Source organism: Streptomyces sp. LHD-70 (assembly GCF_031157275.1).
GTDB lineage: Bacteria > Actinomycetota > Actinomycetes > Streptomycetales > Streptomycetaceae > Streptomyces.
In genome coordinates, this window is the sequence record NZ_JAVIFW010000005.1 from 373474 (window position 1) to 386401 (window position 12928).

Annotated in this window: 9 protein-coding genes; all 9 read right to left on the reverse strand. The window is 65.8% G+C overall.

Translation table 11 applies throughout. The annotated features are described in order from the left end of the window. Position 1 precedes the first annotated feature (1 nt). On the reverse strand, positions 2–829 hold the full coding sequence (locus RCO28_RS12500; protein WP_308941120.1) for a hypothetical protein: 828 nt from the start codon (positions 827–829) through the stop codon (positions 2–4). Then, complete coding sequence (locus RCO28_RS12505) at positions 819–1514, reverse strand: hypothetical protein (protein WP_308941121.1); 696 nt, start codon at positions 1512–1514, stop codon at positions 819–821. Before RCO28_RS12505 ends, RCO28_RS12500 begins: the two co-directional genes overlap by 11 nt. Before the next feature lie 83 nt (positions 1515–1597). Further along, positions 1598–2662 (reverse strand): hypothetical protein, encoded by a 1065-nt coding sequence (locus RCO28_RS12510; RefSeq protein WP_308941122.1) that lies wholly within the window; start codon positions 2660–2662, stop codon positions 1598–1600. Further along, positions 2663–4165 (reverse strand): hypothetical protein, encoded by a 1503-nt coding sequence (locus tag RCO28_RS12515; protein WP_308941123.1) that lies wholly within the window; start codon positions 4163–4165, stop codon positions 2663–2665. A gap of 8 nt (positions 4166–4173) precedes the next feature. Next, entirely contained in the window at positions 4174–4989 is an 816-nt protein-coding gene (locus tag RCO28_RS12520; protein WP_308941124.1) for a phage tail domain-containing protein, read from the reverse strand. A 187-nt stretch (positions 4990–5176) separates the two neighbouring features. Next, positions 5177–11176, reverse strand: a complete 6000-nt coding sequence (locus RCO28_RS12525; protein WP_308941125.1) for a transglycosylase SLT domain-containing protein — start codon at positions 11174–11176, stop codon at positions 5177–5179. A gap of 8 nt (positions 11177–11184) precedes the next feature. After that, the gene (locus RCO28_RS12530; protein ID WP_308941126.1) at positions 11185–11514 is read right to left on the reverse strand and encodes a hypothetical protein; all 330 of its coding nucleotides are present in this window, start codon (positions 11512–11514) and stop codon (positions 11185–11187) included. 83 nt (positions 11515–11597) lie between these two features. Further along, the gene (locus tag RCO28_RS12535; RefSeq protein ID WP_308941127.1) at positions 11598–11885 is read right to left on the reverse strand and encodes a hypothetical protein; all 288 of its coding nucleotides are present in this window, start codon (positions 11883–11885) and stop codon (positions 11598–11600) included. Between the two features lie 106 nt (positions 11886–11991). Continuing rightward, the gene (locus RCO28_RS12540; RefSeq protein ID WP_308941128.1) at positions 11992–12888 is read right to left on the reverse strand and encodes a hypothetical protein; all 897 of its coding nucleotides are present in this window, start codon (positions 12886–12888) and stop codon (positions 11992–11994) included. Between the last annotated feature and the right edge of the window lie 40 nt (positions 12889–12928).

The window sequence follows — 12928 nt, forward strand, 5'->3', positions numbered from 1 at the left end:
ATCACCCCAAGACTGTGGTCGTGCCGAGTACGGATGCGGTGTCGTCGCCGAGAATCCAGGTCGGCTTGCCGTCGTTGATGCCGGGGATCTGGATGGTGATGCAGGCCGCGGACTGCACGGTGGTGTCGAGGACGAGGTCACCGGCTGATCCGCCGGAGCCTGGTGTGTCCGAGGCGATCAGACTGATGTTCCGGTTGCCGAACTTCCCGAGCTGGGAGGCTCGGCCCGTCACGCCGTCAGGCCAGGCGAAGCCGGTGAGGTCGGTGGACTCGGCGAGCACGACGAACACCGAAGTGAAGTCCACGGGGGAGTTCAGCGGGACGCGGTTCACGCTCTCGTACTGCTTGATCTCCTGGACCGGCGTCATGCTCGGGGCGGTCCAGTCACCCTCGCGGTACAGGAGGTTCATGACCGTGGTGGTCTTGCCGCCCGTCACCTCCCACACGATGTCGCCGGGCCGGCCGTCGTACGGCCACACCGCGACGGACAGCCAGGTACCGGAGGCGAGCTGCTGGGACTGGTTGAGCATCCACGGCACGGCGATCTGCGGCTTCACGTCGGAGGCGCAGACCGACACCACGTAGTCGTTGACGACCATGCTGGCCGGGTGAGGGATGCCCACGTAGTCCCGCGCCCCGTACAGGCCGCTGTTCGCCTTCACGAAGGCCGGGTATCCGATCGGGGCCGGGGCCTTGAACTGCCACTGCGCCCCGTCCCAGAAGCGAAGCGTGGGCTGACTCACCCAGGCCACACCGTCCCAGACCTTCTTGGTGCCCTCGATCCACTTCGAGCCGTCCCACACCATCGTGGGGTTGTAGCTACGCGCCATAAGCCACCCACACATCCCCGACCCGCGGGTTGGCCGGTGCGGTCGGCCCAGAGAACACGCGGGCCGTGCCGATGTTCCCGGCCTGGACGGTGCCCTTGGTCTCCACGTTGCCCTGGAAGTCGACCTTGAACTGAGAGCTGGTGCCGCCGTTGCCCGACGTGCCGTCATTGATGATCAGCGCGTACTTGTGGGGCTTGAGGCCGCCGCGGACCTCCACGGGGACGTTCTTGTCGGTGTGGGCAACGTGTGTCACCGAGCCGTCCCGGCGGAGCGCGAAGTTGTATCCGGCCGCGCCGTTGCGCTGGAGGATCGTGTCCCCGTTGGGTGCGTCGCTGCCTTCCATGTCGAGCCAGCGGGAGCCGTTCTCCAGGGTCAGCGTGTTGCCGCGCTTGGCCAGATAGTTGTTCAACTGCTCGTCGGTGTACTGCTTTGAGTTGTGCGGGTCCAGCGCCTCGGTGTGTGCCTTGAATCGTTCACCGATGGTGTTGGAGGTGAGTTTCATCCGGCCGACGCCGAAGTCGATCCACAGGTATTCGGCGCCCGGAGGGCCCCAGAACAGGGGGATGACGCCGCGCTCGTCGGCAACGAGCTGCGTGATAGGGGTGCCGTTGATGTCGACCAGGTCGAGGATCTGCTCTGCGGACTCTTCCTTGCTCGACCACACGGTGCCCACTGCGGCCGGCACCCGGACACCGGCCTCGTTCTCTGCAACGTCAGCCGGAGTCCCACCAAACAAATTGCGGTCTGCCATCGGTAACTCCTAAAAAATTAAAGGGTGTTGGCCTCGTAGACACCGGTCAGGACGATCGAGGACTTCCTCGGGAACACGAGGAGGTAGTCCAGGCCCTCGTGGAGCTTCTTCGGGCTGGGGTAGAGGATCTTCGCGACGTTCGTCTTGTTGCCCGACCAGGACATGCCCGTGAGGCTCACGAAGTTGGGGAGCCCGGCGTCGTAGCCGCTGTTGAGCATGTAGCCGCTGAAGGCGTGGCCGATATCGCTCGACGGGTTCTGCGGCAGCGTGAAGGAGATCGGGCCCGAACCGGACTGCTTGATGTCCGTGTTCGAGGTGTTGTTGATGTCGATGGAGAACCACACCGAGTTGGGGGCTATCCACCGCCACAGGCCGCGGTACTGGACACCGGACGGCAGCTTGCCGGTGTTCACGAGCTTCGGGGTGTAGGAGCGGGCCTTGCCCAGGTGCCGGGTCACCATGTACCCGTCCCGGCCGTTGAACGCCTCGTACTGCGTGTCGGTGCCGTTCGAGTCGAGGTCGTAGGAGAACGTCCCCATCGGGTGGTAGTCCGCGGTCTGCCGCGTGTTCCACGGTGAGGACACCGAGGCCGGCATGTCGTAGGGGGCGACTCCAGTGAGGACCAGGGCGCCGTCCTTGGCAGGCACCAGTACCTCGATGAGGACCATCTCCCACGTGCGGCCGGCGATCCGCTGGGGCCGCGGAGCGATCGGGGCCTTGGAGGGCTGGCCCTTGACGGCCGCGAGGTTCGCCGAGCCCTTCGCCAGGTCCACGCGGACGACGATCGTGTCCCGGCGGGGGTTCTCGGTCGGGTTCGACTCGATGTCCAGCGTCAGGATGGAGTCGAGCTGGTAGTAGAAGCCTCCCACCCACGCCGAGCCCGGCTTGATCTCGATGGTCCGGGCGTTCACCACGCGAGCGGAGAACGGCAGGGCCCCGCCCTGGTACGAGTAGTTGGTGAGCTTGAAGTCGACGCGGTCACCGCCCCACAGCTTCGCCATGTCCTGCCAGTCGAGCTGGGAAACCGCGGTCTGGCCGCCGGAGGCATTCGCCTCACCGAACGGGAAACTCTTCTCTGCCATTTACATCCTCGATTCCAGCTTGCGCAGCTTCGCTTTCATTTCCCAGACCGTCTTGTACAGGTTCAGAGGCGAGCCGGTTCCCTGGTCGCCGATCTTCGGCGTCACGTCAGTTACGCGACCGCCGTCCTCGACGGAGATGTTCACCTCTTTGACGATGTCCTGGTATTCCTCGCCGTCCACGGCAACCGTGACGATGTCGCCCACGAAGTAGTCGCGGCCGAACTTCGTCTGCTCGGTGTCGATGGGATAGATCTGGAAGTGCCCGGACTTCTCGCCCTCCTTGAGGGCGTTCGCCGCGGCTTCCTCGACGGCCTTCACGTAGTGCTCGATCACGGTCGGCTTCGCCGCGACGATCGCCGCCTTGAGTTCGGTCGTCGCCTGAGCCTGCTTCGTCTTCGCCTGGGCGAGCTGAGCCTCGGCCGCCTTCTTCTCCGCGTCGGTCTTGGCTTCGGTGACAGCCTTCTCGGCGGCCTCCACCGCCTTGTCTGCCGCCGTCATCGCGGCGCGCTTGGCGGTGAGGTCCGCGGTCCACTCGTTGCCATCCGGGTTCAGACCGATGTCCTCGAAGCCGGAGGACGAGTCGGCCTTCGTGACCAGCTCGGGCTTACCGTCCTTGCCGGTCTTCAGCGGGATGTCCCGGCGGTCGACGAAGGTCTCCCGCTTCACGCCCCACTGCTGCTCACCATCCGTATCGATCTTCTGGAAGAGGTAGCGCTCGGAGCCCTCGCCCTGACAGGCGACGATGGCGCGGGTGACATCCGGCGCCTTGAGCTGCCACTCGTACTGGCGGAGGTTGCCCAGGTCAGGGGAGAAGCGGACTTCGCCGGAGCGGTCCTTGCACTCGTAGATGGACAGCTCGATCTTCTTGCTGTCGTAGCTCCACAGGAAGCGGTAGCCCATCCGCTTGTCCTTCAGCCACTCCTCGAACTTCTCGCCGAGGTTGTCGAAGCGGAGGGAGTCCGAGAACGGGTCGCCGATCGGGACGTTGGGGCCCACGGCCAGGCCGCCGATCTTGCGATCAGACAGGGCGCGGGCACCAAAGGCGAGGTCGGCTTCAACCCAGAGGGCCTGGCCGATCGGCCCGCCGGCCGCCCGTGTGTCCTTGCCGGTGTACTGCTTGTCGACGGGCAGGACAGTCATTCGGTCAGTGCCGGCCCCGGTGATGCCGGGGAAGGCGAGGTACCCGTACGGGAACTGGTTGTCGCACTTCCCGCCGACGAACACAGAGCCGGTGGCGGTGTGCTGGTCGGTCGTCCAGTACCGCTCGAAGGCGTCGATCTGCCCGGAGAACACAGGCTCGGTGACACCGTCCTGGTAGATGACGATGCCGCGGCCCTGCGTGAGCAGGCCCTCTTGGTAGGTGCCGCTCTTCACGAGGAGCTGCCACGTGCCGGGCTGGTTGAAGCGGACCGTGAAGTCCAGCTTGATCCACGTGTCGACCTCGCCGAGTATTCGGCGTTCGCCGTTATAGACATTCCCCCTTACCAGGATGCGGTATCCCATGCAGCCTCCTAGTAAGTCTTGAAGCGAGGCCGGAAAGACAACCTCAATGAAGAAGCCCCCGAACCGGGGGCCATTTCTACGGATATCGAGGACCATCCCTTTGGGAGGGACCAGAGTTGGGGATTCGCGCCGAGACTCGACCAGTAGTTCTTGTCCTGGTCGTCCTTGAGCGTCTTGTATCCGGGCCGGGTGTCGATGGTGAGAGTCCGGCCCGCGGCCACCACGTCCGTACCGGACGCGGGGATCTCGAAGGACTGGCCCTTGAAGGAGAACTTGAACCCGCGCACAGGGCCGGTCAGTTCCCACACCGGCCACGCCTCGACACTGCCGGGGTTGTACACCGACAGGTCCGGCGTGGAGACCATGCCCTTCTCGATGCGCAGCGGCAGGAGGGACTTCTCCGTGGACAGGAACGCCTCACCCTCGCCGAACTTCCACTCGGCGATCTGGACTTGGTCCGAGTAGAACCACGGGTCGAAGGCCGTGAGCTGCACACCGAAGCGAGTCCAGCGGAAGCCCGCCGAGTCCTCGCCCTCGTCGCCCTCGACTCCGCCCTTGTAGTACGCGTAGAGGTAGCGGGGGCGGCTGTCGGCCTCCATGAACTTGAGCACGCAGTACCCGTTCATCGGGTCGAGCGCGTCAATGAGCCGGTCCTTGAGCTGCCGCAGCGTGCGGCGGTCAATGCCGTGGATGTAGACCGGGATCATGACCTCGCGCTGGGCGTAGCGCGCGGACCGGTAGATCGAGCCGTGCAGGTTCGGACTCGCGTCCGCGTGCAGCTCGACCGGCGGCATGTCGAGGCCCTGGGCTCCGGCCTGGATCATGATGGCCGGCCAGTCCTTGCCCTGTGACCCGGTGAGGGGGATTTCCTCCCCCTCACCGTTCGCGCCACGGATCGAGACGTAGGTGTATCCCCACTCCGCTGGAACAGGAGGTTGAGGCCGAGGCTGAACAGGCTTCTCCTCGACCTGGTTTTCTGTTGCTGGAATGGGCATACGTACCTACCTCTCGTTAGAACCCGGCCATCACCTCCGCCGTGCGCATGGCACGGAGGACCGCGTCCGTGGTGTTCTCGGACTTGGCCTCGTGAATGTGGATCTCGTACCGCTTTCCGGCGACCATCTCTTCGGTCTTGCGGGCGTTGTAGACCCGCTCACCGCCGCGGAAATTCACCAGCTCAGGCCCCTGCTCACCGACCATCGCCAGGCCGGCGGTCGCCGACTTGGTTCCGGTCCAGTAGCCCTTGTTGCCGGACAGGGCCCGGCGCCAGCCGGAGCCGTAGCGCGAGATCGCGTAGTTCACGCCCGCGTAGATCGACGCCAACGGGTCGTACTGGCCAAGGGACTTGTACGGCCCGGCGTACGCGTTGAACGTCCCGAGGATCGTCTGCATCAGGCCCTTGGACGGATGCCCGGCCTTCGCGTTCGAGTCCCAGTTGTTCACGGCCCGCGGGTTGCCTCCGGACTCGACCGAGATCCGGCGAAGGATCAGGTCAGCGTCCTTGGAGGAGAGGCCACCCTTGCCGCCGAGTTCCTTGATGACTCGCAGAACCAGCGGGCGCCAGCGGTTGACCGAGCTGCCAGTCGGCATGTCGTAGTCGCCGACACCCTCGGACAGAGCAGCCAGCGAACCCGGCCACGGGTTGAGGACAGGGCCCTTCCCGGTGCCCGGTGCACCGCCCCGAGGGCGAAGAGCACCGTCAGCACGGTCGCCGTAACCGAGCTGGCGGCGGATGGACCGGGACTCGTTACCGCCCACGGTCTCCAGGGACTTGCCCTGCTTGCCGGTAGCGATGTTGATGTGTCCCCAGTTACCAGGGCCGTAGCCCTTGTAGACCATGAGGTCACCAGCACGAGCCTGGCCGGTCGGCACCCGGCTCATCTTGTTGACCCAGGTGGCCACCGCGGGCCAGCGGTTCTTCGGCGTTCCCTTCGGGGAACCGCCGTAGGCCGCGTTCGCCCCGGCATGGTCGACGACGTACGACACAAAGTCGGCACACCACGACTCGTAGGCCGAGCTGCCGATGTACTTCCGCCCGGACAGGTCCCCGGACTTGGCCTCCTGGAGGGCGAGCTTGACGACCTGGCCGCCACCGCCGCCCGTGTGGTCGTCGGCCCACTTGCCCCACTTGGCGAGCCACGGCTCAGCCTTGCCGAACGCTCCCGCGTTGAGCTTGCCGGCCTCACCGAACTTCGAGGCGATGGACTTGAGCTGCGGCGCGATAGCCGCGTCCCAGCCCTTGTGGAATGCTTCCTCGTAGCCCTCGTACGGATCGTCCTTGTGCTTGCGCACCCAGGACGCGCCGTCACCGACGACGCCACCGTTGGCGAACATGTTGCCGCCCTTACGGGCCTGCTCGTTCCAGTGAAGAATCGTTTCCTTCCCGAGAGCGCGAACGACCTCGGGCCGAAGAATTCCTTCACCGGGAGACAGCACCGCGGGCACCTTGTCGACACCCGGCAGGAAGCCCGGCACGACACCACCCGTGTTGAACTTCACCGGGTGCAACGGGGAGTTGGTCCCGGCGAGCTTCGCCATCGAGCTGATCATGCCGACCGCGCCCTTGTTGTACGGGCCGTTGACCGTGCTCCTGGTCGAGGAGTCCACGAAGTTCATCGCGGAACGCCAGACCTCACGGATACGGCTGGACGCCTGCTCGAAGAACCGCTTCGTCTGGTCCACCCCACTACGGAGGCGACCGAACGAGCCGAGCGCGTTCGAGGTCGACGAGGACACCTGACGGGCCACGTCCGACCAGGCACCCTGGTTCGAGCTGCGGAAGTTCCGTTCCGTCGCCGTCAGCTGACCCAGATGGTTGATCCACCTGCCCTGAGCGGGCTTGATCTGCCCGTCCACGGCCTGAGCGACCTTGGCACCGATGTCGGCCCACGAGCCGGCCGAAGCCGACTGGTGCGACCGCACCGCGGCCGTCATCGAGGTGAGCGCCGCCTCGATCCGCTTCGCCGCGGCCTCGAAGGCTTCAGCGTCCGGTATCGGCGTCACAGCCTGGTCCGGAGCGCCGGGCGCCGTCGCGGGCTTGCCGCCCTTCGCCTGCTGATTGAGACCGAGCACGGTCTTGTACCCGAGGGCACGGACCGCGTCCGGCCGGAGCACCGCCTCGCCGGGGGCGAGGAGAGCGTGAACCCGGTCGTTGCCCGGCGAGTAGCCGGGGACGATCCCGCCGTCCGCGAACTTGAACAGGCCCTCCGTGTTCGGCAGATTCTCCTTGGCCTGCGCGTAGAACGAGTCCCAGACCTCACGGGCGAACTCGGAGGGGTTCCCCATGATCTTGCCGACAAGATCGACCATGCCCTTCACGGAGTCGATCACGCCGTCGAAGAGCGAGGTGAATGTCGAGATCGCCTCGTCCAAAACCTTCTTCGGGTTCGTGACCAGGTCCTTCGCCAGCGAGCCCAGGCCCTTCACCATGTCGGCCAGGCCCGAGAACAGGTCCTTGATCATCTCCAGCAGGTTCGACGGGTTCAGCAGGTCACCGGTGAACTTCGCTCCTCGCTGGAGGATGTTCCCCTGGCCCTTCCACACGTCGTCCCAGAAGAGCTGACCCGCGGTCGGAGCGATGGCTCCGGCCGCCAGGCCGATGATGTTGCCGATTCCGGTCGGGGTGGCCTTCAGGAAATCCGGCAGCCGCTCGAACATGAACGAGCGCATGTTGGAGAAGCGGTTGTTCGCTGCACGGCCCGACGTGTCACCGCCGGTCCGAGCGCCCCAGGAGCGCACGTTCGCGCCCGTCGAGCCGCCGATCTTCGACCCGGCCGCAGCCATGTCGATACCGCCGCTGAACGCGTTGAACGCGGGGGCGAAGTTGATCGAGTTGGTCAGCTCGTCGAGGATCGAGAACGGCCAGCGCTTGCCACCGCCGTGACCCTTGCCCTTGGCGACACCACCCTTGGCGAACCGCGAGAGACGGCCTCGGGCCGCTGCCGCGTTCCACATGTTGATGGTGCCCTCGCCCAGGTGGGCCGCGACCTCCGGTCGGAGGATCGCCTCACCGGGAGAGAGGATCGCCGGGATGTTGTCGACGCCGGGCGCGTAGCCCGGCAGGACACCACCCATCGCGTGCTTGCCCGGCTTGCGGTGCTTGCCCTTCCCCTTGCCGCCACCGAGGCCGGTGATGGTGTTGACCTCGCCCACGTTGGTGCTCAGGTCGCTCGCCTCGTCCGCGGCGCCCTTGAGGGCCCGCTTCAGGTTGTTGACCGAGGTCGTCGTCGAGGTGACCCGCTTCTTTCCGAGCGAGTCCATCCGGCTGTTCGCCGTCGACAGCTTCGAGGCGACGGCCTCGACCGCGGAGTACAGGGAGGAGCCGCCGCCCTTGAACCGGTCACGCAGTGCCTTGAGCGGCTTGCCGTTGAGCTTGGTCATCCGGTCGATGACCTGCTGCACGGCGGTGCGCACCGAGGTGACCTTGGGCTTCGTCCAGTCGAACTCCTGGCGCAGGGCCTTCAGCGACCGGCCGTTGAGCTTCTTCACCTCCGAGGAGGCATCCTTCACCTTCTGCTGGGCGGTCTCCGCCTTCTGCGAGAGAAGCCCAACTTGCTGACGCACACCGCCAGTTGCGCGGTCGTTCAGCTCCCGCATGTTGGTGCTGGCTGCCTGGATGTGCTGCGAGGCATCACGGGCCGAAGCCGCAAGGCTCTGACCGGCATTGCCGCCCAGGGCGTTCATCGCCGGGTTGAGGCTGATGTTGTTGACGCCGCGAAGCTCCTGCTTCAGGCCGCGGATCTTCTCGTCCAGGTTCCGGAGCGACTGCTCGGCCTGCCCGGTCTGAATGCGGACCTCTTCAGTACGACTGTCCTGACCGCGGAAGCGGTCCCAGGCACGACGGCCCACGCCCCGGTTGTCGCCGCCCCGCAGCTCGGTGCGGCGGTCGCGGTAACCCTCACGGAAGGTGCCACCCCCACGGCGGCTCTGCGCGCCGGCCTTGATCTGGCCGAGCACCTTGCCCGCTCCGGCCAGGCCGCCGACGAACCCGCGAGCCAGACCGAGAGCCGGACTCAGGAGCTTGCCGAGCTTGCCGAACGTCTTGGTCAGCAGACCCAGGCCGAGAATGAACGGGGCCGCCATCGCGGCCATCTTGGCGACCTTGAGGACGAAGTCCCGGAACTCCGGGTGAGCGTCGAGGAAGTCGACCGTGGCACGTATCCACTGGACGAACTTCGTCAGCACCTCGAAGAACTCGGTCAGCAGCTCCCGGATCATCGGCAGCAGCTTCGAGCCCATGCCTTGCAGCTCGTTGAGGAGACCGCCCTCCATCTCGCCGGTCTTCTCGTTCTTCTTGCCCATGATCGCGGAACCGAGACCGGTATACGCGAACGTGCCGTCCTTCTTCTCGGAGTAGAACATCCGGCCCAGCGAGACCTGAGCGTTCTCCTTCATCTGCTGCACGCGGCCACTGATCGTGGCACTCGCCATGCGCTCGGCGGACCCCTTGATACCGGGGTGCGTCTGCCAGCGCTCAAGCAGCTTGTTGATGAGGTCAGAACCCTCAATGCCGCCCGTCTCCTTGGCGTTCTGCATGAACTCGTACATCTGCGCCGAGGCGGACTGCTTCTTCATCTTGCCGGGATTGGCCTTGTCCTTGACCATCCGGTCCTTGAAGCCGTACATCCGTGCAAGTTCGTTGGCGGGGATGCCCGTTGCTCGTTCGAGCTGCTTCATGTTCCGCATCGGAGTGCGGCCCATGTCCAGGATGACCTCGGTGGCGTACATGCCCTGGGACACCATGGTCGGGTCCATGATTCCGCCGAAGGCCGCCTGGTCACCGATCATCTCGACGATCTGACCGGCCTTCTTGGACACGTCCTGAGAGCCCTTCGCCTTGCGGCGGGCGTCCTTCGAGTTGAAGTCCTCGTTGTGCGACGCGAGCGCACGCGCGTACCGCGTCGAGTACTTCTGCATGTCCTCCAGCGAGTACGGCGTCTGCACCGCGTACTGCTGCATCTCCTTGAGGAGCTTGTTCACGTCCTTGACGGCCAAGCCCATGCCGTGAAGACCGGTCTGCGCCTGGATCATCGAGTCCGCGGACTTCACACCGACCGCGGACAGGCCGGCGGCCAGCAGACCAACCGGGCCGATCAGGTGGTGCGTGATCAGCCGGCCGGTCTCGGTGACGTGCGTACCGAAGGTGTCGAGCTTCTTCGAGGCCGTGTCCCAGCCGCGGTTGAACCGCGTGAAGAACGGCTCCGAATTGCGGGTCATGGTGTTCAGGGCCCGGCGGTGCTCGGCCACCTGGTCCAGAAGCATCCGGCGCTGAATCTGCGCCGTCTCGATCTGGTTTTGCAGGTCGGCACGTCGAGCGAGAGCTATCTCCCGGATCGCGGCCCGCTGCTGCCGCAGCGTCTCGGCCTGCTCGGTGCGGCGCTGTCGCTCCTGGCGAAGCTGCTCCTGGTGGATCTGCCGGTCCATGCGGGCCGAGTCCTCCAGGGCCCGGCGCTTGCTGGCTTCCGTCTCCCGGTAGGCACGCAGGTCATCGCGGTAGCCGCGCAGGAGACGGCGGGCCCGTTCCTGGGCGGTGCGACGCTGCTCGTTGTCCAGCTCACGGTCAGCGCGAGCCATCCCCTCCACTGTCTGCTGGTGCAGCCGGAGAGCCTGCTTGGACTCCTTGGAGTGGCCCTCGGCCCGCTTCTGCTGCGCTTCGAGAGCCTGGCGGGCACGAGCGGCGACCTGGGCGCCGTGGGTCCGGGTGATCTCCTGCTCGACCTCGGCGAAGCTCTTGGCCTCCGCCTTGTGGGTCTTGCCGCGCTCCGCGGCGCCCTGCTTGGCCTGCTGGTTCAGGGCCCGGTTCATCTTCCGGGCCTCGGAGGTTGCCTCCCGCGTCAGGCCCTCGAAGCCGCGGCTCATGCCGGTGCTCAGGGCCTTGCCGAACTCCCGCCCGTAGCGACCCATGGTCGACGTGAGCTGAGTCCGCATCCGGGCGAGGGCTTCACGGTCAAGGTGCGGCTCAATCGAGATGAAACCCGTACCGACCTTAATGGCGCCGCGTGGACCTGCCATGCCGCCTCCTAAAGGTTGCTCATGTGCGTGAAGAAGGAGGACAGCTCGGCACCATCAGCGAATGCGTATTCCGGTTCCTTCGGCTTCTCCTGCGTTTCCTGGCCTGGCCGTTGAACGGGGTCGGGGACCGGCAAGTCATCCGACTCATCCGAATTGGCCTTGATGAAGAGGTAGTTGGAGATCTCTGCTGCATCGCTGACGCGAGCAATCAGGTGGTCCGTGACGGACCACGAAGCGGACTCGTCGACCTGCGCGAGGAAGGTGGACCGTCCGGGCTTCTTGATGAGCGACTGAATGAGGACGTGAACTCGTCTGAGAGAGAGCCGTCCACGCCACACGTCGAGCAGATCGACCCCGAAGAATTCGAGGAAGTCGGCCTCCAGTTCATCGGAGAAATCGCGTATGGCGTGGATGGCGCCGATCAGTTTCCCGAGTCGCCGAACCCGGCCGCCTCGGAGACCTTCTCGGCGAACGCCTGGAAGTCGCGGATCGTGGCACCGGTCGCCTTGTACGCCTCCCACTGCACACCGAGGATCAGCTTGATCGCCTCCACCTCGTCGTCGACCTCCAGGAGGCCAACGGGCAGGTCGAGGGGAGCCGGGATCGTGTACTCGATGCCGTTGTGCTCGAACACGGTCGCCTGGTCCTCGGCGACGGCCTCGGCCTTCTTCGAGGCGGTCGTCTTGCGCGGGGTCTTCGCAGCGGTCATGGCAACTCCAAAAGAAGAAGGCCCCGTTGAGGGGCCTGAAGATCAATGCGGGGTATGAGAGAGGTGCCGGGGACTTTGTCCCTCCCCGGCAGGGGAAACGTTCCTGCTACGCGGCAGTGGTGACCGCGAGGGAACCGGCCTGAGCCTCGACACCGTTGACGGCGACCTTCACCGCGTACGAACCGACCGGAGCGTCCGCCGCAGCCGCGATGACCGAGGTCAGGTTGCCCTCGCTGTCGGTGCTCGCGGAGCCGGCCGTCACCTTGCCGTCCGAACCGGCCGGGCCGGTGATGGTGAAGACGGCCGCAGTGTTCGGCGCGAAGTTCTCACCGGTCAGGGTCACACTGCTGCCCTGCTCGACGGTGTTGCCGGACAGACGGGCCGCCGCGGGCTCCTGGACGGTGCTACCGGAGTCGTTCAGGTCGTCGTTCGTGAGGACGTACCCGAGGCCGCCGTTGTAGTCGAGCGCGTCGATGGTCAGCTCGAACTTCCCGTTCTCGGCGCGCTGGAGCTGGATCGCACCGCGGTCCGAGATCATCGCGCGACCGATGACGCAGCGGTACTTGGTCTTGCCCTGCGACCAGTCGACGACGAGAGCCAGCTCGTTCAGCTCAGGCGTGGACTTGAGGTCGAGGCGGAACAGGCCCGGCGTCTCCTTGGACTCGACCCAGGACGCACCGAAGAACAGCTCGGTCGTCAGCTTCGAGGTCTCCATCAGGGTGGCCTTGACCTGGAACGCAGCGCTCTTGACGTTGTAGAGGACCGGCACCGCGGACTGCCACACGTTGACCGGGTCCGTCTCGATGGACGGGGTGATGGTCACGCCGCCTTCGTCCACGTAGCCGAGGTTCTTGAACGGGGCGCCGAGCGCGTCGAGGCCGACCGGCAGGACCGTGCCGGAGCCGGGAGCATCACTCGCCTTGGGGGCCGGCGCGATGTGCAGGGCGCCGTTCGGGGCGAACCGGATCTTCTGCGGGTTGCCGGTCTCTGCGGGAGTAGACATAGAGCCTCCTGGAAAAGGGCATGAAAAAAGCCCCCTCGAA